This window comes from Streptomyces sp. NPDC056835 (assembly GCF_042789485.1).
GTDB lineage: Bacteria > Actinomycetota > Actinomycetes > Streptomycetales > Streptomycetaceae > Streptomyces.
The window spans coordinates 191,765-213,052 of record NZ_JBHUBB010000012.1; the positions used below are offsets into that span (position 1 = coordinate 191,765).

The 21,288-nt window shown below is 69.6% G+C and carries 22 protein-coding genes; 14 read left to right on the forward strand and 8 right to left on the reverse strand.

The annotated features are described in order from the left end of the window. Positions 1 to 95: 95 nt before the first annotated feature. A complete protein-coding gene (locus tag ACFRMN_RS16485; RefSeq protein ID WP_383019523.1) occupies positions 96 to 1,055 on the forward strand; it encodes an NAD(P)-dependent oxidoreductase in 960 nt (319 codons plus the stop codon). A 351-nt stretch (positions 1,056 to 1,406) separates the two neighbouring features. Here ACFRMN_RS16485 and ACFRMN_RS16490 read toward each other — a convergent pair whose 3' ends face one another. After that, a complete protein-coding gene (locus ACFRMN_RS16490) occupies positions 1,407 to 2,036 on the reverse strand; it encodes a TetR/AcrR family transcriptional regulator (protein WP_383019526.1) in 630 nt (209 codons plus the stop codon). A 146-nt stretch (positions 2,037 to 2,182) separates the two neighbouring features. Here ACFRMN_RS16490 and ACFRMN_RS16495 point away from each other — a divergent pair, with 146 nt between their 5' ends. From ACFRMN_RS16495 to ACFRMN_RS16510, 4 genes are all read left to right on the forward strand, one after another. After that, positions 2,183 to 2,536, forward strand: coding sequence for a hypothetical protein (locus ACFRMN_RS16495; protein ID WP_383019528.1), 354 nt, complete (start codon positions 2,183 to 2,185; stop codon positions 2,534 to 2,536). 108 nt (positions 2,537 to 2,644) lie between these two features. Beyond that, positions 2,645 to 4,369, forward strand: coding sequence for a dihydroxy-acid dehydratase (locus tag ACFRMN_RS16500; protein ID WP_383019531.1), 1,725 nt, complete (start codon positions 2,645 to 2,647; stop codon positions 4,367 to 4,369). After that, a complete protein-coding gene (locus tag ACFRMN_RS16505; protein ID WP_383019534.1) occupies positions 4,366 to 4,884 on the forward strand; it encodes a hypothetical protein in 519 nt (172 codons plus the stop codon). The genes ACFRMN_RS16500 and ACFRMN_RS16505 overlap by 4 nt, the downstream gene beginning before the upstream one ends. After that, on the forward strand, positions 4,881 to 5,735 hold the full coding sequence (locus ACFRMN_RS16510; RefSeq protein WP_383019537.1) for a hydroxypyruvate isomerase family protein: 855 nt from the start codon (positions 4,881 to 4,883) through the stop codon (positions 5,733 to 5,735). The genes ACFRMN_RS16505 and ACFRMN_RS16510 overlap by 4 nt, the downstream gene beginning before the upstream one ends. A 117-nt stretch (positions 5,736 to 5,852) precedes the next feature. Here the strand turns inward: ACFRMN_RS16510 and ACFRMN_RS16515 are convergent, their stop codons facing one another. Then, a complete protein-coding gene (locus ACFRMN_RS16515; protein ID WP_383019540.1) occupies positions 5,853 to 6,032 on the reverse strand; it encodes a hypothetical protein in 180 nt (59 codons plus the stop codon). Positions 6,033 to 6,569: 537 nt separating this feature from the next. Beyond that, positions 6,570 to 6,707 (reverse strand): hypothetical protein, encoded by a 138-nt coding sequence (locus ACFRMN_RS16520; protein WP_383019543.1) that lies wholly within the window; start codon positions 6,705 to 6,707, stop codon positions 6,570 to 6,572. A 423-nt stretch (positions 6,708 to 7,130) separates the two neighbouring features. On the opposite strand from ACFRMN_RS16520, the gene ACFRMN_RS16525 reads away from it, so the two are divergent. The 5 genes from ACFRMN_RS16525 to manD all read left to right on the forward strand — a co-directional run bounded on the left by ACFRMN_RS16525 (position 7,131) and on the right by manD (position 12,670). Further along, the gene (locus tag ACFRMN_RS16525; protein ID WP_383019546.1) at positions 7,131 to 7,955 is read left to right on the forward strand and encodes a FadR/GntR family transcriptional regulator; all 825 of its coding nucleotides are present in this window, start codon (positions 7,131 to 7,133) and stop codon (positions 7,953 to 7,955) included. A gap of 266 nt (positions 7,956 to 8,221) precedes the next feature. Further along, the gene (locus ACFRMN_RS16530) at positions 8,222 to 9,529 is read left to right on the forward strand and encodes an ABC transporter substrate-binding protein (RefSeq protein ID WP_383019548.1); all 1,308 of its coding nucleotides are present in this window, start codon (positions 8,222 to 8,224) and stop codon (positions 9,527 to 9,529) included. Beyond that, entirely contained in the window at positions 9,529 to 10,491 is a 963-nt protein-coding gene (locus tag ACFRMN_RS16535) for a carbohydrate ABC transporter permease (RefSeq protein ID WP_383019551.1), read from the forward strand. The genes ACFRMN_RS16530 and ACFRMN_RS16535 overlap by 1 nt, the downstream gene beginning before the upstream one ends. Beyond that, entirely contained in the window at positions 10,488 to 11,363 is an 876-nt protein-coding gene (locus ACFRMN_RS16540) for a carbohydrate ABC transporter permease (protein ID WP_383019554.1), read from the forward strand. The genes ACFRMN_RS16535 and ACFRMN_RS16540 overlap by 4 nt, the downstream gene beginning before the upstream one ends. 92 nt (positions 11,364 to 11,455) lie before the next feature. Beyond that, complete coding sequence (gene manD, locus ACFRMN_RS16545) at positions 11,456 to 12,670, forward strand: D-mannonate dehydratase ManD (RefSeq protein WP_383019557.1); 1,215 nt, start codon at positions 11,456 to 11,458, stop codon at positions 12,668 to 12,670. Between the two features lie 378 nt (positions 12,671 to 13,048). On the opposite strand, the gene ACFRMN_RS16550 is transcribed toward manD, so the two are convergent. Both ACFRMN_RS16550 and ACFRMN_RS16555 read right to left on the reverse strand, forming a co-directional pair. Then, a complete protein-coding gene (locus ACFRMN_RS16550; RefSeq protein WP_383019559.1) occupies positions 13,049 to 13,606 on the reverse strand; it encodes a TetR/AcrR family transcriptional regulator in 558 nt (185 codons plus the stop codon). A gap of 14 nt (positions 13,607 to 13,620) precedes the next feature. Beyond that, positions 13,621 to 14,199, reverse strand: coding sequence for a sugar O-acetyltransferase (locus ACFRMN_RS16555; protein WP_383019562.1), 579 nt, complete (start codon positions 14,197 to 14,199; stop codon positions 13,621 to 13,623). Positions 14,200 to 14,504: 305 nt separating this feature from the next. On the opposite strand from ACFRMN_RS16555, the gene ACFRMN_RS16560 reads away from it, so the two are divergent. Beyond that, on the forward strand, positions 14,505 to 15,698 hold the full coding sequence (locus ACFRMN_RS16560) for an MFS transporter (protein WP_383019676.1): 1,194 nt from the start codon (positions 14,505 to 14,507) through the stop codon (positions 15,696 to 15,698). Positions 15,699 to 15,830: 132 nt separating this feature from the next. Here ACFRMN_RS16560 and ACFRMN_RS16565 read toward each other — a convergent pair whose 3' ends face one another. Next, complete coding sequence (locus tag ACFRMN_RS16565; RefSeq protein ID WP_383019564.1) at positions 15,831 to 16,301, reverse strand: MerR family transcriptional regulator; 471 nt, start codon at positions 16,299 to 16,301, stop codon at positions 15,831 to 15,833. 113 nt (positions 16,302 to 16,414) lie between these two features. Between ACFRMN_RS16565 and ACFRMN_RS16570 the strand changes: the two genes are divergently transcribed. Continuing rightward, on the forward strand, positions 16,415 to 17,464 hold the full coding sequence (locus ACFRMN_RS16570) for an aldo/keto reductase (RefSeq protein ID WP_383019567.1): 1,050 nt from the start codon (positions 16,415 to 16,417) through the stop codon (positions 17,462 to 17,464). A 190-nt stretch (positions 17,465 to 17,654) separates the two neighbouring features. On the opposite strand, the gene ACFRMN_RS16575 is transcribed toward ACFRMN_RS16570, so the two are convergent. Then, on the reverse strand, positions 17,655 to 18,428 hold the full coding sequence (locus ACFRMN_RS16575; RefSeq protein ID WP_383019569.1) for a hypothetical protein: 774 nt from the start codon (positions 18,426 to 18,428) through the stop codon (positions 17,655 to 17,657). A 584-nt stretch (positions 18,429 to 19,012) separates the two neighbouring features. On the opposite strand from ACFRMN_RS16575, the gene ACFRMN_RS16580 reads away from it, so the two are divergent. Together ACFRMN_RS16580 and ACFRMN_RS16585 are read left to right on the forward strand one after the other, a co-directional pair. After that, complete coding sequence (locus ACFRMN_RS16580; protein ID WP_383019572.1) at positions 19,013 to 19,909, forward strand: polysaccharide deacetylase family protein; 897 nt, start codon at positions 19,013 to 19,015, stop codon at positions 19,907 to 19,909. Positions 19,910 to 20,091: 182 nt separating this feature from the next. Further along, positions 20,092 to 20,772, forward strand: a complete 681-nt coding sequence (locus tag ACFRMN_RS16585) for a histone-like nucleoid-structuring protein Lsr2 (RefSeq protein ID WP_383019574.1) — start codon at positions 20,092 to 20,094, stop codon at positions 20,770 to 20,772. A gap of 85 nt (positions 20,773 to 20,857) precedes the next feature. On the opposite strand, the gene ACFRMN_RS16590 is transcribed toward ACFRMN_RS16585, so the two are convergent. Beyond that, entirely contained in the window at positions 20,858 to 21,226 is a 369-nt protein-coding gene (locus tag ACFRMN_RS16590) for a MerR family transcriptional regulator (protein WP_383019577.1), read from the reverse strand. Positions 21,227 to 21,288: the final 62 nt, after the last annotated feature.

A 21,288-nucleotide genomic window follows, 5' to 3' on the forward strand; every position in this document is an offset into this window, starting at 1 on the left:
TCTCATAAATACTCCAGAAGCTTGGAGATGTTCCGCCCGGCGCCGACCGAGCGGAGCAGCGGAGCAGCGGACGGAACGACCGCGAAGGAGCGGACGTGAGCGCATTGCCACGAGTCGGTTTTGTGGGCGCGGGAGTCATGGGGCTTCCCATGGCCCGGCGTCTGCTGTCCGCCGGCTACCCGATCTCCGTCCATGCCCGCACACCCGCGAAGGTGGCGGCACTGACCGACGCCGGCGCCACGCTCGCCGACACTCCGGCCCAGCTCGCCGCGGCCAGCGATGTCCTCGTCGGCTGCCTGCTGGACGAGAAGGCCGTGCACGCCATTTATCACGGCTCCGACGGCCTGTTCGCCGGGATCCGCGCCGGACATCTGCTCGTTGAGCACGGGACGCTCGCGCCGCGTGTCGCACGGGCCCTGGCCGCCCGGGCGAGCGAGTTGGACGCCGGATTCCTCGACATCCCCGTGACCGGCGGGCCGCGGCGCGCCCACGAGGGCCGGCTGACCGGCATGGCGGGCGGACAGCCGGAACACCTGGACACCGTCCGCCCGCTGGTCGGCACCTACTGCTCCGAACTGCTGCACCTCGGCCCCTCCGGCGCCGGACTGCAGATCAAGATGGTCAACCAACTGCTGGTCAGCGTCCATGTGGCGGCAGCTGCCGAGGCGGCGGCCCTGCTCGGCCGACTGGGTCTGGACGCGGCGCGGGCGAAGACCGTGCTGATGTCCGGCTGGGCGGCCGGCGCGATGCTGGACTACTGCCTCCCGGCCGCTCTCACGCCGTCCACGGCCCCTTCCGGAGCGACGATCGGCGGACTGCTCCCCGTGCAGGAGCAGGTCGCCGAGGCACTCGCGGAAGTCGACCTGGACGCGCCCGTCTTCCACACCGCCCACCAGGTGTTCGCGGCGCTGGCGGGCTCCGGCGGCTCCGCTCTCGACCTCGCCCAGCTCGCCCGCGCCTACGACAGGGACAGCCCGGTCACCGGGCCGGGCAGGCATGGGGTGCCGGGCTCCGGCGTCCTGTCACCGGCCGCCACATCAGCCGTCAGGCGCTGAATCCACGCGGAGGCGCCCGGCCCCCTCTCCCGCCCCGGGCGCAGTCCACTCCACCCGCACAGCCACTTGAGGGAGGCATCCCGTCCATACGCACGCGAGACCGACGACCGGCGGCCGAGTTCGAGTCGGGCAAGGAAAAGGAACTGCTCCGGGAGGCGTTCCCCGAGCCCACGCTGGACCGGCCGCGGAAGGCGAAAGGACAGTACGACCCCCATGAGGTCTTCAACCAGAACTTCCCTATCCCGCCCGCCCAGCCCGTGGGCGACCTCGGGTCACCCGGCTACGGCAGACAGCCGCACCCCGGTCGCCGGAGGCGTCCGTGCGGCCGGCGCCGGTTCCCGCCGGGTGCGGTCAGGCGGCGCCGGTGACGTTGGTCATCACCTCGTGGAGCTGCCGCGGGGTCAGCGGCGCGCTGGGCAGTGGGTGGGCGGCCTCACTGCGCAGGCCGTCGAGAAGGAAGGCGATGCCCCGGCGCCAGGTGTCGGGGGCGGTGTCCTTGGCGGCCCGGGCGATCAGGGCGTTGGTGCCGAAGACGAACACCATGTCCCCGCCGGTGAAGTCCGGGCGCAGGCCGCCGGCCCGCTGGGCGCGCTCGATGATCCGCATACTGTCGGCGCGGGCGCTCTCGCACACGGCCATCAGCCGCTCGGCGTCCGGGTAGCGCCCGGTGACGACGTCGCCCATCGCCGGGTCGCTGACCTGCAGCTCGCAGATCTTCTCGATGTAGTACGCGAATCCGTCCCAGGCGTCCTCCCGGGCCAGGGCCTCGCGGGCCACCTCCTCCAGCCGCTCCGCGGCGAGGTCGGCGACGACGTCGTCTATCAGCGCCTCACGGGTGCCGAAGAGGTTGTACAGGGTGCCGTGGCTCACCCCGGCCCGCCGGGCGATCTCCTTCAAGGGTGCCTGGAGACCTCGTTCCCGGAAGAGCTCGGCAGCCGCTCTTCGCAGCTTCTCCGCGTTGCGTTGCGCGTCGGCCCGCATCCGGTGTTCCTCCTGGTCATGTGGTCGGTGTTCATGGTCGCACGTACCCTCCGAACGCAATTTGACCCAATGGTCAAGATATGTGTCACGACCGGAAGGGAAGTCGACCCCACTGTCAAGATAACTCGCGACAAAGGTGACGTCCCATGTCGAAAGTGATCGCCGTCTTCGGCGCCGGTCCCGGTCTCGGGGCCTCATTCACGAGCGGCCCGGGCCCGCTCGCGGCAGCCGCCCGCAACTATCCGTACTCCCTCAGCGGCGAGTTGCGGGGAACCGGTGTCTACGCCGGCACCCCCACCGTCGCCGCCGTGATCACCGGCAGCGCGGCGGCCGAGGGTGCCGGCGGTGACGTTCCGCTCGTGCACCCGGACGAACTCGCCGAGCGCTACTGGGAGTTGTACACCAAGCGCGACCGCGTGGAACTGGCCCACCCCGTGGAACTGACCCCGCCTGACAACACCGGCGCCGGATGGTCAGCGGCGCCCGCCGCCCGTGGATAAGCACACCGGCCCTGCGAGCAGCCGCTCGGCAGGCCATCCCCCAAGGCACCGCCGGCCCTTCGCCCGACCGGCATATGAGACCGACCCGCAGAGCAGAGAAGTGAGCCCATGTCCCAGATCGGCACCCAGACACGGAACGGGGACGCCTTCCACTCCTCCGACCGTGACGGCTTCCTGCATCGCGCCTTCCTGCGCGGCAGCGGCCGAAGTGAGCAGTCCGTGCGCGCACGGCCCGTCATCGGCATCGCCAACTCCTGGAGCGAGCTGAACCCGTGCAACGCCGGGCTCAGACAGCTCGCGGAGGCGGTCAAGCGCGGGATCACCCGGGCCGGGGGTCTGGCGCTGGAGTTCCCGACCATCTCCCTGTCCGAGCCGTTCGTCCGGCCCACAACGCTCTATCTGCGCAACCTGATGGCGATGGACGTCGAGGAGATGATCACCGCCTCGCCCCTGGACGGGGTGGTGCTGCTCGGCGGCTGCGACAAGACGGTCCCGGCCCAGCTGATGGGAGCGGCCAGCGCCGGTAAGCCGGCGATCGCCCTCGCGGCAGGCCCGCGCGCCACCGGACGCTGGAACGGCGAGCCGCAGACCATCGACGACCTGTGGCCGCTGGCGGACAAGCGCCGCAACGGCGAGATCGACGACGTGCGGTGGGCACGCCTGGAAGGGTGTCTCATCCCCGGCGTCGGGACGTGCAACGTGCTCGGTACGGCGGTCACCATGGCGCTGCTCGCCGAAACCCTCGGCATGGCCCTGCCGGGCACCAGCCTGCTGCCCGCGACCAGTGCCGCACGGGCCGCCGCGGCGGAGGCCACGGGCCGGCGCGCGGTCGAACTGGCCCGCTCGGGGCGCGCCCCGGACCAGTTCATCACCCCCGAGGCCCTGGAGAACGCCTTCCGTGTCCTGTGCGCGGTCGGCGGATCCACCAATGCCGTGATCCACCTGGAGGCCATCGCCGGACGGCTCGGTCACCGGCTCGGCCTCGACGCCATGACGGAGTGGAGCCGGACCACGCCGGTCCTCGCCGATGTGCGTCCCTCAGGGCCCCATCTGCTGGAAGACCTCCAGGACGCCGGCGCGCTGCCCGCCGTACTGGACCGGCTCGGCCATCTGGTGCACACCGACGCGCTCGCCGGGACAGGTGAGCCCTGGTCCGCGGTGCTGGAGCGGCACCGGGAGCAGGACGGCCGTACCGAGAGCCCCGCGCTGCGGCCTGCCGCGGAGCCCGTGTTCGAGTCCGGTGCACTCGCCCTGCTGCGGGGCACGCTGGCGCCGGACGGTGCCGTGTTCAAGCGGTCCGGTGCCGAGCCGGGCCTGTGGCGGCACCGCGGCCGGGCGGTCGTCTTCGACGGGCCGGCCGATCTGCACGCGCGTATCGACGACCCGGACCTCGACGTCGACGCGGACTCGGTGCTGGTGCTGCGCGGGGTCGGACCGCTCGGCGGGCCCGGCATGCCCGAGGTCGGCCAACTCCCCATCCCCCGCAAGCTGCTGGACAAGGGCGTCACCGACATGGTGCGGATCTCCGACGCCCGGATGAGCGGCACCGCCACCGGGGCCGTCGTGCTGCACGTCGCCCCCGAGTCCGCCGCCGGCGGCCCGCTGGGCCTGGTGGCCGACGGCGACGTCATCGTGCTCGACGCCATGACCGGCCGGCTCGACCTGGAGGTCGAAGCGGCCGAACTGGCCCGGCGCACACCGGCCGCCGTGCCCGCGGCTCCCGAGCGCGGCTACGCGGCTCTCTACCACCGGCACATCACCCAGAGCCCCGAGGGCTGCGACTTCGACTTCCTCGTCGCCGCGCGGTCCGCCCGCGAAGGAGAGCAGTCATGAAAATCGTCAGCTTCGGACCGGCGGGCGCCGAGCAGCCCGGAGTCCTGCTGGACGGCGAGCGGCGGATCGCCCCGCTGATCCCGCTGCCGAAGCGGCTCGGCCTGCCGGGACTGGGCACCAACGCCGTGCTCGGGCTGCTCCCGCAGCTCCAGCCGATCATCGAGGCCGCGCTCACGGAGCCCGGCGACGTGATCGAGGTCGCGGCCCGCCGTTCGGCTCGCCCGCGGACCCGCACGCACGGCGCCGGGGGGCCGGTGTGGGCGGACGCCGTACGGCGCGCGGCCGAGCGGTTCGGACTGCCCGTCGAGATCCGTCGCGCCCCCGGACCCGACTTCGACGTCCACGCCGCGGATTTCGCCCGGCTCTACCGGCTCGACACGGACGCCGCCCTGCTGATCCGGCCGGACGGCCATGTGGCGTGGCGCAGCGGCAGCGGTGATGGCGGTGACGCCGAGCGCGCCGCTGCCGCGGTGACCGGGGCGCTCAGCCGGCTGCTCGGCACGGTGCCCGCGTGACGGCTGGAAGAGCGCCCCGGGGCAGGTACGCGCTGAACCTGTCGCTGTGCCTGTCCGGGCTGCCCGCCGTCGACGCCATAGGGTTCGCCGCCCGCGCCGGGTTCGACCAGGTCGAACTGTGGTGGCCCTTCACCGACAGCGGGCCGGTCGAGGCCCAGATAGCCCAGCTCCGGGCCGCCCTGCTGGCCTGCGACAGCCAGTTGGTGTGCCTGAACATCGACGCGGGCGACACGAACGCGGGAGAGCGCGGTCTGCTCAGCGACCCCGGGCAGGTCGACCGCTGCCGGGCGAGCATCGTGGCGGCCGTCCGCACCGCCGAGGTGACGGGTTGCCGGCTGCTCAACCTTCCCTACGGCAACCGGCGTCCGGGACACACACCCGAGCGGCAGCACCGTACGGCCCGCGAGAACCTGCTCTTCGCCACCGCCGAGGCCCGTCGCGCGGGTGCTTCGATACTGATCGAGCCGCTCAACGCCGGTGACAACCCCGGCTACTTGCTCCCCGACCTGCCCCGGGCCGCCGAGCTGATCGCGGATCTCCGGCACGCCGGGGCCGACAACGCGGGCATCCTGCTCGACGTCTACCACCTGGCCCGCAGCCGCGAGGATGTCGAGGCGGCCATCGCCCGCCACGCGCCCGACACCCTGCACGTCCAGTTCGCCGATCTCCCCGACCGCCGCTCCCCCGGCACCGGGGAACTGGACTTCAACGCCGTCCGCCGAGCACTGGCCGACGCCGGCTACCGCGGCCTGGTGGGACTGGAGTTCATCGGGGGCCAGGACCCGTACCGGGCCGTGGCCCTGGCCCTGGACTTCGTACGGCGCCACCCGGTGCCGTCGTACACCGAGTAGCTGCCGTCGAAGACCGCCGGTCCGACACCCGCATACCAGGGCTGGGCCCTACGGGGTGTCCGTAGGGCCCCGGCCCTGGTGCGACGCCCGGTATCCGGTGACCGCCGTGCTGCCCGCTCAGGAGCCGGTGAGCACGGCCTCCCGCTTCAGTACCTGCTCGCGCGTGGCGGCGTACAGGTCAACGGCCTTGCTCATCGCCGGGACGTGCTCGCGCATGATCTGCTGGTAGACCGGCGCCGTGGGGGCACGGTGGTCGGCCTGGAACTCACCGGCCACGGAGAACCAGGTGACCGGCACCGCGCCGGTCGAGGGCTATGCCGGGATGGTGACCGTCGGCCTCAACTCGATCGCGTCGGTGAACTACCTGGACAAGTTCAAGAATGCTCTACAACTGGCTCTTCGACCGTCCCTTCACCGGGTACGACCCGGAACGGACGGGCGAACAGACCCCCGCGGCCGCGGTCCCCCGGAGGGCGTGACCGCAGCGTCATGTGACCGACCCCTCGGAGATCGCACTCTCACCGGGGTCCGACAGCGACATCGGACACGGTCCATGACGCTGAAAAACCTGTCGAGCCCGTCGATCTGAGTCACGTCATAAGAGTCGGACCCGGTGTACAGTTCCGGGCGGTGGACCGTGACGCGAGCTGTACTATTTGGGTTGATCGGTGCCCCCTGCTTTCAAGGCCCGTGCGCAAGTTGGGCCCGCCCCTGGTGTCAGCCAGGGGCAGGCCCACAGCGCATGTAGTGCGAGGTGAGGTTCGGCCGTTTTCGAGCCGGCCGAACCTCACCTCGTGAAGCGCCGACGACCGTAGCCACACCCCTACGCACGCATCAGCGCGCGTACGCGTCTACACACACCACAAGAACGGGCGCCAAGGGGGTCAGCACCGCGACCAAGATCCGCACCCACTTGGGAAGCGGACTCCCGTCCGGGGCGTCGTCTCCCTCGTTCCGTTCTTCTCCTGCCATGCTCGGGCTCCTTTCGCCGCTGTTGGTCCCGCAGTTGCGGGACTCGGCCTCGAATGAGGCCGACGCAGGTAGCAGCGAATATCGAACGAGCAACGCAAAGCATAGCCGCGAACCCCAAACGATGTGGACTCGACGCGGACTTGACTGTCTTTCCAACTCGCTTGGAAAGATTGCGCTTTCCCCTCATCTCACAGCCTGGAGGGCGGCCATCACGCCGGAGTCGTCACCTTCCCTTCCATCGGCTGGACAACGAGTCGAGCCGGGTGACCCTCAAGATCGAGGCTGATCACCCTTGCGCCGGAGGCCCCGGGGGGCGCCGTGGGGCGGTGCGCGGGCCGGAGGCCGTGAGGTGCGGCGGACGGGGTGTACGCAGCCGGGCCGGGGGGCCACGTACGGGCCGCGACCTGGCTGTACGCTGCGACCATGCAGCCGTCCGCCCCCTCCTCCCCGTCAGGTTCCGAGCGGTCGGGCCCGGTCTCGGACCCCGCCCGGCGCGGACTCCTGACGGAGCGCATCGCCCGCCAGCTGGAACACGACATCAGGTCCGGAGAGATCGCCGTCGGGACGAAACTTCCCTCGGAGCGCGAACTCGCCGCCCAGTTCGGTTCCAGCAGGAACGTCGTGCGCGAGGTCCTCCGGCGGCTGGAGGCGCAGCACCTGATCGAAGTCGCCCCGGGGCGTGGCTCCTTCGTCCGCGAACAGTCCTCGGGGCAGGCCAGAGGGTACGACGCGCTGTACCGGGCGGGCCGCCCCACCGTCCGGCAGCTCATCGAGGCACGGATCCCGCTGGAGGTCGAGATGGTCCGGCTGGCGACCCAGCGGGCGACGGACGAGGACATCGCGACCATGCGGTCCGCACGGGACGCCCTGGAGTCGGCGACCGATGTCGTCATCAAGGCCCAGGCCGACATGGACTTCCACGACGCCATCGCGGTGGCGAGCAAGAACCCGGTCCTGCGGATCATGCTGTCCTCGATCAGCGGGATGATGTTCGAGATGATGCTCCGCTCGAACTCCGATCCATCGATCGGTGAGGCCGGTGTGCCGCACCACCCGGAGATCTTCGAGGCGGTCGAGGCGCGGGACGTGGACCTCGCCTGCGCGCGGATGCGGGAGCACCTGATGCTGGGCCTGCGTACCTACGGGGCGGATCTCGATCTGCGGGTCGACACCATGGCACGCAACCACATCGAGACACTGCTGGGCCAGACCGAGGGCCGACGGGGCGGCAACCGAACGGGCGAATAGTCCAGCGCCCGATCGGCGACCGGTTCGGTGACCGGTTCCGCAGGACTTCCCTTCACAAGACTTTCCTTCACCGGACTTCCCTTCAGGGGGCTGGTCGACATGCCTCTTCTGCTGTTACGGTCCCGTCTGAACCAACTGGTCCTACCAGTTGGACCAATAAGGTCGGAGTGGCGCGGGCCGGGACGCGACGCGTACCGCACGGCACCACGAGACACCGCACGGCACTACGCGACACCGCACGACATCGCAGAGAGACGAGGACAAGGATGTCCACGAGCAGCCAGCTCCTGAGCCGGCGCGCCTTCGGGAGGCTGGCCGCGGGGGCCGCCGGGGCGGGGGTGCTGAGCGCCTGTTCGACCGGGGGCGGGAAGCCCTCGGCCAACACCCCGTTGCGGGTCATGGCGATCAACCATGTGTGGTCCCAGGCGATCAAGCGCCGTACCGAGGAGTTCGAGGAGCGGATCGGGCGGCGGGTCTCGATGACCCTGCTCACCGCCGACCAGCTCGCGAGCAGCTACAACGTCAAGCTGAACGCCTCCGGCACCGACGTGGACGTGATGATGGTCCGCGCACTCCAGGAGCAGCTGGTCTTCGGCCACAACGGCTGGCTCGCCGACCTCAGCGACCGCGTCGACGACGCGGCGTTCGACTGGCCGGACTTCCAGAAGGCCCCGCGCGAGGCGTCCGTGACCGCGGGGAAGGTGCTGAGCGTCCCGGTGGTGACCGAACGCCCCGCGCTCTACTACCGCAAGGACCTGGTCGAGGACCTCGGCGGGCCGCCGCGCACCCTGGACGCGCTGATGGACGCCGCACGGGAACTCACCCGGCGCGAGCAGGGCTTCTACGGCTACGTCGGCCGGGGCCAGCGCAGCGGCGCCGTCTCCCAGTGGTCGAGCTTCCTCTATTCGCACGGCGGAGACTTCGTCGTCGACGGGAAGTCCGGCATCGGCAGCCCTGAGGCCCTGGCGGCGTACGAGTACTACGGCGGTCTGCTGGCCAAGGCCGGGCCGCCCGGGGCGACCAACATGAGCCTCGAACAGGCGATGCCGATCTTCGCGCAGGGCAAGGCGGCGTTCTACATCGACGCCGACGCGATCTACAGCAGCTTCCTCGACCCGAAGGTGTCCAAGGTGCGCGAGAGCGTCGGCTTCGCGCCTTTCCCTGCCGGTCCGGCCGGTGCCAGGCCGCACAACATCCCGTCCTGGAGCCTCGGCATCAACACCTTCTCCCTGCTGCGCGACGACGCCTGGGAGTTCATCAGGTGGGCCGCGGGTCCCGAGATGTCGGCCGCCCTCCAGTCCGACGGCATACCTGGCGCCCGCTCCTCGGTGTGGTCCGACCCGAAGACGCTGGCCTCCTTCCCGCCGGATCTCGCCGAGGCGATGCGGATCAACGCGGAGCGCGGCCGCGGCTACGACCGGCCCCGGGTCCTCCAGGTCGGCCGGGCCCGCGACATCGTGGGCCGTCCGCTGGTCGCGGGCATCCTCGGCCAGTCCGTACGCCCTGTCGTGCGCGACGCGGACGCGGAGTTCGCCGAGTTCCTGGTACGCGACAACCGCCACAAGGAGTCCTGATGTCGACCACCGAGGTCTCCACGGCCCGCACCGCTGCCCGACCGTCGGATGCGAAGCCGCCCCGCGTACGCCGGCCGCGCACCTTCGAGCAGGCCAACCGGCGGCTGAAGTGGGCGATGCTCGCTCCGGCGCTGCTCTTCGTGGGCCTGATGATCGTCTTCCCGCTGGTCTTCACCCTCGACCTCAGCCTGACCGACGCCTTCGGCGCGGTGAACGCCGACAGGACCCACATCGGCCTGCGCAACTTCGCCGACGCGCTGGGCGACACCCGCAGGTTCTGGCCGGCCGCCCGCCGCACCCTGGTCTTCACCGTCGGTGCGGTGGTGCTGGAGACGGCGCTCGGGCTCGCCCTGGCGATGCTGATGCGCAAGCCGTTCCGGGGGATGCGCTGGGTGCGCACCGTCCTGATCATCCCGCTGCTCGCCACGCCCGTCGCGATCGGCATCCTGTGGCTGCTGATCCTCGACCCCACCAATGGCATAGCCAACCACCTGCTCGCCGCGGTCGGCCTGCCCCGGCAGGAGTTCCTGGGCTCGGTCAGCCAGTCGCTGCCCACGCTGATGCTCATCGACGTATGGCAGTGGACGCCGATGATGACGCTGCTGCTGCTCGCCGGGCTGACCACGCTGCCCGAGGAGCCCGAGGAAGCCGCCCTGGTGGACGGAGCCAACAGCTGGCAGCGGTTCCGGCACGTCATCCTGCCGATGCTCGGACCCACGCTCGCCACCGCACTGGTGCTGCGTGCCGTCGACGCGCTGAAGACCTTCGACATCCTCTACGCCACCAAGGGCGCCGGCGGCGGTTCGGACTTCGAGGTGGAAACCCTCAACGTCTACGCCTACGGCCTCACCTTCGACTACCAGGAGTACGGCCTGGCCGCCGCCGTCCTGGTCCTGTTCACGCTCTTCATCATCGGTGTCGTGGTTCTGCTGCGCCGCCGTGGCGGAAGGAAGAACGCATGAGTGCCACCGTCTCCCGTGCCACGCGCCCGTCGGCCGTCCCGCACAACGCCCCGCGGGCCCGCCGGCGCGGGACATGGTCGTGGCTGCGCGGCACCGCCATCACGATCGTGACGCTCGTCTTCGCGCTGCCGATCGTGTGGATGTTCGCCGCGGCCTTCAAGACCAACGTGCAGGTCACCGACCCATCGGTCGGCCTGTGGTTCAGGCCCACCCTGGACAACTTCCGCAGCATCGTCGAGGCCGGGCAGATCGTGCGCTCCATGGGCAACTCGCTGCTGGTCGGGCTGGTGTCGACGGTCCTCTCCGCCGTCATCGCCGTACCGGCGGCCTGGGCCGTGGGCCGGTTCAACATGCACCGCACCGGCTCCCTGATCCTCGTCGCGCGCATCGTCCCGGCGATCTCGCTGCTCGTCCCCTGGTACTACCTGTTCGCGCGGATGGGCCTCGTCGGCTCCTACACCGTGCTGGTCCTGAGCCACATGTTCGTCTCCGTCCCGCTCATCATGTGGATCATGATCAGCTTCTTCGCGGGGCTGCCGGTCGAACTGGAGGAGGCCGCCCGCACCGACGGGCTGAGCGCCTTCGGCGCCTTCTGGCGGATCTCGCTGCCACTCGCGGCGCCGGGCACCGCGACCGCCTCACTGCTGGCCTTCGTCTTCAGCTGGAACAACTTCATGTTCGCGCTGGTCTTCGCCGACGACCGGACCCAGACCGTTCCGGTGACCCTGTTCAACTTCATCTCCTACGCGAGCACCGACTGGGGCGGCCTGATGGCGGCCGCCACCCTCATCACGGTGCCGGTCGTACTGGCCGCCGTCCTCGGGCAGAAATACCTGGTCGCCGGGTTGACCTCCGGCGCCACCAAGGGCTGAGAAGCCGTTGCCCAGCGGCAGCCGGAGGACAGCCTCCGCACCGGCCCAGGGCTGACCCCCACCCCTCCGACATCCGGAAAGAGAACACACATATGAAGATCGTCGACGCGAAGGTCGTCGTCACCAGCCCCGGCCGCAACTTCGTCACCCTGAAACTGACGACCGACCAGGGCCTTACCGGCCTCGGCGACGCCACCCTGAACGGCAGGGAACTCGCCGTGGTCAGCTACCTCACCGACCATGTGGCGCCCCTGCTCGTCGGCCTCGATCCGCACCGGATCGAGGACACCTGGCAGTCGCTGTACCGGGGAGCGTACTGGCGGCGGGGACCGGTGACGATGGCCGCCATCGCCGCCGTCGACGTAGCGCTCTGGGACATCAAGGCGAAGGCCGCGGGGCTCCCGCTCTACCAGCTGCTGGGCGGCGCCAGCCGCGAACGCGTCCGCACCTACGGCCACGCCAACGGCCGGGACATACCCGAACTCCTCGACTCCGTACGGGCCAGGCTGGCCGAGGGCTACCCCGCCGTCCGTATCCAGTCCGGCATCCCCGGCCTCAAGGCCGTCTACGGGGTGTCCGACACCGACGACGTCGGCGCGCCGGTCCTCCACCAGCAGGCCCGCCCGCTGGTGGAGGACTGGGACACCGAGGCCTACCTGCGCCACATGCCGGCCGTCTTCGAGGCGGTACGTGCCGAGTTCGGCGCCGAACTGCCGCTCCTCCACGACGCCCACCACCGGCTCACCCCGATCCAGGCCGCCCGGCTCGGCAAGGACCTGGAGCCCTACCGGCCGTTCTGGCTGGAGGACTGCACGCCCGCCGAGAACCAGGAGGCCCTGCGTCTGGTGCGCCGCAACACCACCACGCCGCTGGCCATCGGCGAGGTGTTCAACACGGTGTACGACTACCAGGCACTGATCACCGAGCAGCTGATCGACTACGTGCGGTCCGCGGTCACCCACTTCGGTGGCGTCACACCGCTGCGCAAGCTCTTCGACTTCGCCGCCCAGTACCAGATCAAGAGCGCCGTGCACGGACCGGAGGACATCTCCCCGGTCGGGATGGCCGCCGCCGTCCACCTCGACCTCGCCGTGCACAACTTCGGCATCCAGGAGTACTCGGGCCACACCCCCCTCACCCACGAGGTGTTCCGGCACTCCTACGCCTTCACCGACGGGTACCTGCACCCGGGCGAGGCCCCCGGCATCGGGGTGGAGCTGGACGAGGAGCTGGCAGCGGCCCACCCGTACGACCCGGCGTATCTGCCGGTCAACCGCCTCCACGACGGGACCGTCCACGACTGGTGATCCGCCACCCGCGCGCCGGACCGCTGCCCGCAGGTGTGCAACAGGAGCCTCAGCGGATCCGCCTGAGCGCGACAATTAACTTCAGCGGAACGGCGATTGACCCGTTCTGCGCTCAGTTCCGGGTGCGGTTGACGTGAGAAGTTGATGTTCATCACCGCGGCCGTCGTCACGCGCGTAGAGGGCCTGAAGGCGGGCAGGGCCGGGTAAATCACTTCTGTGGTAAGCCAGTTCAGGGCGGTTTACGATCGCGTCAGGGGTGCCGTCGGCGCTTCCGCCGCGGATTGCGCCGGATCCCGATCCCGGTCCGGGTGGTGACGGGTGTGACCTGGCCGGCACCTTGGTCAGGTGGGGTGCCGGCCAGGGGTCCTGGGACGCGGGTCAGGGATTCCCGCGTGCGCCCTGCGTGATGCGGGCGATCGCCTCGACGGTCAGGGCGCGGTCGTGCGGTTCGGTCTCAAGCGCGCGGTGGATGGAAAGCCCCTCGATCAGCGCGTCGAGCTGCCGTGCCGTCGCCGGGTCGAAGTGCCACTCCAGCGCACGGCGGCTGCGGCGCATCCACTCCCGGGTCAGCTCGCGGTAGGCGGGTTTCCGGGCGGCGAGCGTGTAGAGCTCGTGAGTGAGGACGAGTTCGCGCTGATTCCCGCTGGACAGGTGGTGGACGAGGTCGGCGACCGCCTCCCGGGCCTCGTCAGGGGTGTTCGCGGCGCCAAGACGCTCCTCGAAGACGGCCACGATACTGCTGGAGAAGCGGATGAACGCTTCCCGCAACAGCTCGTCCATGCCGCCGAAGTGATACGTCATCGATCCGAGTGGCACTCCGGCGCGGGCGGCGACCTTGCGGTGCGACGTCCCGGCGACCCCCTCCTCCGCGATCAGGTCGAGCGCGGCGGTGATGATGCGATCCCGCCGCTCGGGGTCGTTCCTTCCGGTCGCCACGGTGCTTCCCCTTTCTAGATCGAGCGGACCAGCCGGGCCGGATTGCCCACGGCAACCACGTTGGCGGGGACGTCCTTCGTCACGACGGCTCCGGCGCCGATGACGCTGTTGTCCCCGATGGTCACCCCGGCGAGCACGATCGCTCCGCCGCCGAGCCAGACATTGTCGCCGATCGTGATCGGCTTGGCCGCCTCCAGCTTGTCCCGGCGCGGCTCCGGCTCCACCGGGTGGGTGGGGGTGAGCAATTGCACGTTCGGCCCGATCTGGCAGTCGCGCCCGATGGTGATGGGTGCCACGTCGAGTGCGGTGAGATTGTAGTTGATGAACGTGTCCTCGCCGACCGTGATGTACGTGCCGTAGTCGACGTAGAGCGGCGGCCGGATATGGGCACCCGCGCCGAGACCGCCGAGGAGTTCGGCGACGACGGGCTGCGCGGCATCGGCGTCCTCCGTGTACGCCGCGAGGTACTGGGCGGCCAGGCGCACGGCTCGCTGCTGGGCCTTCGCGATGTCCGGGTCATCGGAGATGTAGAGGTCTCCGGCGAGCATCCGCTCATGGTTGGTACGGGGGTCTCCCGCGAAGTGGTCCGTCATGCGTACGATCGTACACTCAAGGCGTACGACCGTACGCTCCTGTCGCTCCCCTTCTTCGACCCGTCTGCTGAGGCCCCGCTGTCATGGACGCCGCTAGGTCCTGTCTTCAAAGTAGCGCCGTCCGCCCGGAGGGCGGGCTCGGCGGCGGTCGGTGCGTGCGATCGCAAGGCGGAGGGTCGCCCCAGTACTGGATGTACTGGGGTGATCCCGACAACGCGGCGAGCGTGCGTGCCGGGCGTCGCCGAGCAGGCGGGACTTTGAAGACAGGGCCTACGCGCCGCTGGCGCACCGCCCTGTTTCTCTTCATGCTGGCCGCCGGCACCGGCATGGCATCCTGGGTGGCCCGCACCCCGGCCGTCCGGGACGGCCTCGACGTGTCCACCGGCTCGATGGGGCTCGTGCTGTTCGGTCTTTCCACCGGTTCGATGGCCGGCGTCACGGCCTCCGGACCTCTCGTGCGCCGCTACGGAGGCCGGGCGACGATCAGCGTCGGCGCGTCGCTGATCGTCGCCGGGCTCCTGGTCGTCGCGGCGGGCACGAGCCTGTCGCTGGCGGGCGGGGTCTTCTGCGGGCTGGCCCTGTTCGGTGGCGGGATGGGACTCGCCGAGGTCGCGTTCAACATCGAGGGCGCGGCCATCGAGAGCATCATCAAGAGGCCCGTCCTGCCGGTGCTGCACGGCTGCTTCAGCCTCGGAACCGTCGTCGGCGCACTGCTGGGCATGGCGCTGACCGCCGCCGCGTTCCCTGTCGGCCGGCACCTGTCGGCCGTCGCGGTGCTCATCGCGGCCGCCGCGGTCCGGGCCGTCCTCCTGATCCCGCACGGCACCGGGAGGGAGGCGGCCGGTACCGCCAACGGCGCTTTGGGGCAGGGGGGTTGGCGGGGCCGGCTGCGGGTGTGGCAGGACCGGCGGCTGGTCCTCATCGGGGTGATCGTCCTGGCCATGGCCTTCGCGGAGGGCGCCGCCAACGACTGGCTGCCGCTGCTCATGGTGGACGGCTACCACGTGAGCGCCACGGCGGGGTCGCTGACCTTCCTGGCCTTCGCCTCGTCGATGACGCTCGGCCGCTTCGCCGGCGGCCCCCTCCTGGAGCGCTTCGGCCGGGTGAAGGTCGTCCGGGTCAGCGCCGTCACCGCGGCCGTGGGGCTGATGTTGGTGATCGTCTCGCCCAGCCCGCTGGTGGCGGGCGCCGCCACGGTGCTGTGGGGACTCGGCGCCTCGCTCGGCTTCCCGGTCACCCTCTCCGCGGCGGGCGACCACCCGCACGACGCGGCGGCACGGGTCGGCGCGGTCGCCACCGCGGGGTACATCGCCTTCCTCGTCGGCCCGCCCGCACTCGGCTTCCTCGCCGACCACATCGGACTCCGGCTCACGATGACCGTCGTCCTCGCTCTGCTGATCGTCGCCTCCACGCTGGCCGGGGCGCTCGGGTCCGGCCGCCGCGCCGCTACGGAACCGGCCCCGGTCACTCCCTGGACGAGTAAGAGGCCGCGCGGATAGGCGGGGCGGCGTCGCGCGCCGATGGACGGCGCCCGGCGGCGTTGTCGTCGGTCGCCGCAGCTCCGGGGGGCTGTTGTCGTTGACCGGCTCCGTGGCCGTCGTCCGGTGCCGGCGAGCGTGGTGCGGTGCCGGTTACTCGACCACTGCTCCGTGGCGAAGGCTCGGCGTGAGTTCTTCGTCAGCCGAAGGGGATGGGGCGTGACATTGATGGGCGGTGGCGCCGCCTTGGTCGACAAGGTCCTCGTACACCCCGACCTTGAACCGGATCAGGTCCAGGGACTCGGTGAGCCCAGCGATCTGGGTGGTGACGTGCGCTTGGTGCTCACGCATGAGCGTGAGTCGTTCTTCCTCGTTACCGGCGCCCTCTCTGACGAGGTCGGCGTATCGGCTGAGCGCGGGCAGGGGCATGCCTGAGGCGCGGAGAATGATGCAGACGGTCAGCCAGTCGACGTCATCCTGGCTGTAGACGCGGCGCCCGCCGGGCCCGCGTCGCACGGGATTGACGAAAAGGCCCTCACGCTCGTAGAAGCGCAGCGCGTGAACGCTCAAACCGGTGCGTTCGGCGACCTGTCCGATGCTCAGACTTGTTGTGATCTCAACCATGCCGGTCAGGGTAACGGGGTTGATCTAGAGCCGAGTCTAGATCCTAGGGTCCCTCGTGCGACCGACTCCTCTGTCGCTCCGCGTGCTGGGTTGAACTAGTAAGGGGCATCACCATGCGTTATCGCACTCTCGGCAGAACCGGTATCGAGGTCAGCGTCCACTGCCTCGGGACCATGATGTTCCAGGACGGCTTCAACCCCGACCACGACGATTGTGCCCGCATCATCCACGCCGCCCTCGACCAGGGAATCAACTTCGTCGACACCGCCGACATGTACGGACAGGGCGAGTCCGAGGAAATCGTGGGAAAGGCGCTCCGGGGGCGCCGTGATGATGTCGTGCTCGCCACCAAGGTGCACTTCTCGATGGGCGAGGGCCGCAACCGCGGTGGCAACTCGCGGCGTTGGATCCTCAAGGCGGTCGAGGACAGCCTCAGGCGCCTGAACACCGAATGGATCGACCTCTACCAGGTCCATTTCCCCGACCACTCCACCGACATCGAGGAGACGCTCTCGGTGCTCAGCGACCTCGTGAGCGAGGGGAAGATCCGCGCCTTCGGCTGCTCGAACTACCAGGCCGAGGAGATCGCCGAGGCACACCACGTCTCCGAGCGTCGCGGCCTCGGACGCTTCCGCACCGACCAGCCGCCCTACTCGATACTGGCACGCGGGATCGAGGCCTCGCTCCTGCCCGTCTGCGAGCGCTACGGAATGGGGGTACTGGTCTGGAGCCCCCTCGCCTTCGGATTCCTCACCGGCAAGCACCGCAAGGACCGGCCCGTCGACCTGGCGACCGGCCGTGCCGCGCTCCGACCGGCTTTCTTCGATCCCGCGATCGCCGAAAACGCCGCCAAGCTCGACGCCGTGGAACAGCTCATCGAACTCGCGACAAGCATCGGCTGCACCCTCCCTCAGCTCGCCGTAGCCTTCACCGTGGCCCACCCCGCCGTCACCTCGGCGATCATCGGACCGCGGACCATGCAGCAGTTGGAGGACCTGCTCAAGGGCGCCGCGCTCACCCTGGACGACGCGACCCTCGACCGGATCGATGAAATCGTGCCGCCCGGGACGAACCTGTACAACCCCGCCGCCTTCCTGCCCCCGCGATCACTGACCGAGACCGCCCTGCGGCGCCGCCCACTCGCCGAACGCGCTGCGGCCTGAGGCCGGCGACTGCCTCAGGGTGAACAGCGGAATCTGCCCCGGGTAGCCGGCTTCAGCACCTGAGTAAGCGGTTCGTCGAGGTACAGGTGCGCTTGTTTGAGCTCGCGCTGCCAATCCACCATCACGTTGGCCCTGAGGGGGCGGGGGGATACGTACGGTCTCCCGCCCCCTCCGGGCAGCACAGGCGGTGCTACTCGCCGAACGTCAGCGAGGCGGCCGGCGAGGCGTTTCCGTACGCGTCGACGGCGACGACCCGCGCGGTGTACGGCGTACCGGCCGCACCCGCCGGGACGGGGATGTCGAGGGTGTTGGGGCGGGGCATGAAGTAGTACTCGGAGAGCACCTTGGAGGAGACGACCTTCGCACCGATCGTCGTGTCCGTGACGGTCACGTCGTAGTGGTGGACCATCTGGTCGTCCTTCGCCTGGGAGATCCGGACAGCGGTGGCGCCCGCGTCGGTGGTGACTGCCTTCAGCGGCTGCCGGGAGGTGAACTCCGGGGCGGTCTTGTTGCGGGCGGCGGCGGTGTAGCTGAAGTTGTCCTTGATCTCCTGGTCGGTCGTGCCCTTGAGCCGCAGGGTCCAGGTCGGTCCGCTGAGGGTGCCCGAACTGGCGTACGGCGGCTGCGGGTTCGCCGACCACTGGCCGCCCTGGTAGATGTCGTGCTTGTCGGCGTTCATGTTGACACGCGCGATCTCCGTGCGGTCCTTGTAGACCTCGATGAAGAGAGCCTGCGCGGTGGTCGCCTCGAAGCGGTTGGTGAGACCGGTGTCGGTGACGGTCTGGTAGCCGTGATCGACCTCCACGTACGACATCGAACCGTCGTTGACGGCCGTGAAGTCCTTCTGGGCGATGGACCGTTCGTCGTTGATGTTGAGGTGCGAGTGGCCGCTGAGGTAAACCGCCTGCGGGAAGTCGGCGAGGTCCTGGGTGAGCAGTGGGTTGGACGTCTGCTGGTCGTCCATGACGGTGCCGGGGGCGGGCCGGTGGCCCTGGATGAGGATGGGCTTGTTGATGCCCGTCGGGTTGGCGGTGAGCTGCGTGAGACGGTTCTTGAGCCACGCGCGCTGAGCCGTGTCGCCGTTGTACGTCTCGGTGTTGATCGTGAACAGGTGGACGCCGTTGATGTCCGACTCGTAGTAACCACCGCCCGCGTCCGGGAACCACTCGCGGGGGTACCCGGCCCGTACGGCCGCCAGACTCGCGTCGTGGTTGCCGTTCGACGTTAGATGTCACATGCGGGCATCCGAGGGATGGTTCGTCGACCACTTCATGAAAAACCCGTGAACGTCGCCCCATCGAGAGATCGCGTTCGCGGTGGGGCATGCCGCTTTTACCGATGGCATCGCGTACTGGGCTGTTGCGAGTTGGCCGAGTTCAGTGGGTGTGGGTGCTGAGCTTGTTCGGCGGCGCCGGCTTCTCCCCGGGCCGCCGGAGGTCGGTGGCCCAGACGGACGGATGGTGCCCTCGATGACGGGCAGCGGTCCGTCGTGACCGAGCTACGCCGCCCGGCGGTGCGCGGCGTCCGGCCGGGTCTCATACTGCGGGCATGGATGAAACCACTGCCCCCGCGGCCGTCACACCCGCAGAGCGGTCGAGTGAGTTACTGGGGCATCCGCCCGCTGCCCGGCTGCTGATCGTCAACTGTGACGACTTCGGGATGTATCCAGCGATCAACGCCGCGGTGATCGAGTCGATCGAAGCGGGCATCGCCACCTCGTGCAGCCTGATGGTCCCGTGTCCCGCGGCACCGCAGGCCATGGAACTGCTCAGCCGACGGCCGCTGATCCCGTTCGGAATCCACCTCACCCTGGTGTGCGAGATGCCCGACATCCGGTGGGGGCCGATGACCGCCAAGCAACGAGTCCCCTCACTGCTGGACCCCGCAGGTGAGCTGTTCCCTCCGACGCCCGCCGGACGGGCGGCTCTCCTCGACCAGGCTCGGCTCGATGAGATCGAACTCGAGTTCCGCGCCCAGATCAGTGCCGTCGCCGATGCCGGGCTCACACCGACCCACCTGGACTTCCATTGCCTGGCCGACGGCGGCCGCGATGACGTCCTCGACCTGGCCGTAGCACTGGCAGCCGAGTACGGCCTTGCGGTCCGGGTCTGGCTCGAACCCGGACGCCGGATGATGCGGCAACGCGGGCTGCCGGTCATCGACAACGAATTCCTGGACAGCTTTTCCCTCGACATCGAAGGAAAGGCGGCGCGATACGTTCAGATGCTGGGCGACCTGCCTGCTGGGCTCAATGAATGGGCGGTGCATCCCGGTCTGGGAAATGAGGAGTCGCAGGCCGTCGACGGTGGCTGGCGAGTGCGCCGGACAGACTACGAGTTCCTGACATCGCCGCAGGCCCGTGAAGTTCTGCGGCAAGAGGACATCGCTGTGATCGACTACCGGACGATCCAGCGGGTCTGGTCCCAGAAAGCCGACCCTCGATGATCCGATCCGGACCATCGCCGGTACGGGCAACGGGCCGCTGAGTGCCTATCCGAGTCGTCCACGTACGTCCAGTACGCGGACGATCCTCCGCCCTGCGATCGCACGCACCGGACGCCGCAGGCCCCGCCGCGGGCGGACGGCGCTACTTTCGCAACACGCCCTAACCGCCCTACGGAGTCACCATGTTCGCCCTGACCGACATCTGCCCACCCCCCACCGCGCCACCGCCGGCCCCCGACTGGGACCAGGTCGAAGCGGAACTCGGCATGCGGCTCCCCCACGACTACAAGCAACTCCTCACCACCTACGGCCCTGGGCAGTTCTGCGGCTTCATCACCCTGTACCAACCACACGCCGCCAACGAATGGACAGACCTCACTGGCCCGTTGCCCGCCCGGCTCCGGCAGCAGATCGAACAAGTCAGGCACAGTGCCCGGGAACCCTGGCCCCTGCCCCACCCCCCACCACAACTCTTCGCCATGGGAGTCACCGCTAACGGTGACTACCTCTTCTGGGTCACCGATCCCATCGACAAGCCCGACACATGGACCGTCGCTGTCAACGAAGCACTGCGCGCCCCCTGGTACACCTACAGCGGAACCCTCACCGCGTTCCTCCTCACGGTCATCAGCGGCACGACACAGGTTCCTCTGTTCCCCACAGACATCCTCGACAACGGCCCCCTGTTCACCCCCACCCCCGCCTCCGCGCCCAGGACCCCGACCACCCGCTCCCACCAACGGGGAACCGTCGACACAAACGAGATCCGCGAATGGGCCCGAGCCAACGGCCACGCCCTCCCCGACCGCGGCCGCGTCCCCATCGAGATCATCCAAGCGTGGAAACGAGCCAACCCCGCCTGATCGAGTTCCGCGGCCCGAAGCCACTCTCACGGTCCCACGGCACCTCGACGGCGAGACGGCGAGACGGCGACCGGGCCGACCTCGGTCACCGCGATGTGAGGGCTGACGGAGCCGCGTTGAGCACCGTTTCCAGCATGGCCCGCGATGCCTGAAGGGCCTGGATCTCCTGTGTAATCCGCTGCCGTTCGCCTTGGAGCCGACGGACCAGGTCCGGACACATGGGGACCAGGCGGTCATTGTCGTCGGCAACACAGGGCAGGACTTGAGCGATCACGGTGGTGGAGAGACCGGCCGTCAGAAGGCTGCGGATACGGCGCACTGTCTCCACGTCCGCGTCGCTGTACTCCCTGTATCCGCTGGGAAGTCGGACCGGGGCGAGCAGCCCCTGCTGTTCGTAGTAGCGCAGGAGTCGTTCGTGCACTCCAGTCCGCTGGACCATCTCCTTCATACGCATGGGCTGCTGCCTCTCGCGGCGACTTGACTCTGACACCGGTGTCAGAGTTTAGCGTCGTGTCC

Coding starts and splice junctions, on each gene's coding strand:
- ACFRMN_RS16535 (WP_383019551.1), top strand. CDS start 9,529: ATGTCGACCACCGAGGTCTCCACGGCCCGCACCGCTGCCCGACCGTCG.
- ACFRMN_RS16580 (WP_383019572.1), top strand. CDS start 19,013: ATGGATGAAACCACTGCCCCCGCGGCCGTCACACCCGCAGAGCGGTCG.
- ACFRMN_RS16560 (WP_383019676.1), top strand. CDS start 14,505: ATGCTGGCCGCCGGCACCGGCATGGCATCCTGGGTGGCCCGCACCCCG.
- ACFRMN_RS16490 (WP_383019526.1), bottom strand. CDS start 2,036: ATGCGGGCCGACGCGCAACGCAACGCGGAGAAGCTGCGAAGAGCGGCT.
- ACFRMN_RS16525 (WP_383019546.1), top strand. CDS start 7,131: ATGCAGCCGTCCGCCCCCTCCTCCCCGTCAGGTTCCGAGCGGTCGGGC.
- ACFRMN_RS16590 (WP_383019577.1), bottom strand. CDS start 21,226: ATGCGTATGAAGGAGATGGTCCAGCGGACTGGAGTGCACGAACGACTC.
- ACFRMN_RS16575 (WP_383019569.1), bottom strand. CDS start 18,428: ATGGACGACCAGCAGACGTCCAACCCACTGCTCACCCAGGACCTCGCC.
- ACFRMN_RS16520 (WP_383019543.1), bottom strand. CDS start 6,707: ATGGCAGGAGAAGAACGGAACGAGGGAGACGACGCCCCGGACGGGAGT.
- ACFRMN_RS16585 (WP_383019574.1), top strand. CDS start 20,092: ATGTTCGCCCTGACCGACATCTGCCCACCCCCCACCGCGCCACCGCCG.
- manD (WP_383019557.1), top strand. CDS start 11,456: ATGAAGATCGTCGACGCGAAGGTCGTCGTCACCAGCCCCGGCCGCAAC.
- ACFRMN_RS16555 (WP_383019562.1), bottom strand. CDS start 14,199: ATGACGGACCACTTCGCGGGAGACCCCCGTACCAACCATGAGCGGATG.
- ACFRMN_RS16540 (WP_383019554.1), top strand. CDS start 10,488: ATGAGTGCCACCGTCTCCCGTGCCACGCGCCCGTCGGCCGTCCCGCAC.
- ACFRMN_RS16500 (WP_383019531.1), top strand. CDS start 2,645: ATGTCCCAGATCGGCACCCAGACACGGAACGGGGACGCCTTCCACTCC.
- ACFRMN_RS16495 (WP_383019528.1), top strand. CDS start 2,183: ATGTCGAAAGTGATCGCCGTCTTCGGCGCCGGTCCCGGTCTCGGGGCC.
- ACFRMN_RS16570 (WP_383019567.1), top strand. CDS start 16,415: ATGCGTTATCGCACTCTCGGCAGAACCGGTATCGAGGTCAGCGTCCAC.
- ACFRMN_RS16565 (WP_383019564.1), bottom strand. CDS start 16,301: ATGGTTGAGATCACAACAAGTCTGAGCATCGGACAGGTCGCCGAACGC.
- ACFRMN_RS16530 (WP_383019548.1), top strand. CDS start 8,222: ATGTCCACGAGCAGCCAGCTCCTGAGCCGGCGCGCCTTCGGGAGGCTG.
- ACFRMN_RS16505 (WP_383019534.1), top strand. CDS start 4,366: ATGAAAATCGTCAGCTTCGGACCGGCGGGCGCCGAGCAGCCCGGAGTC.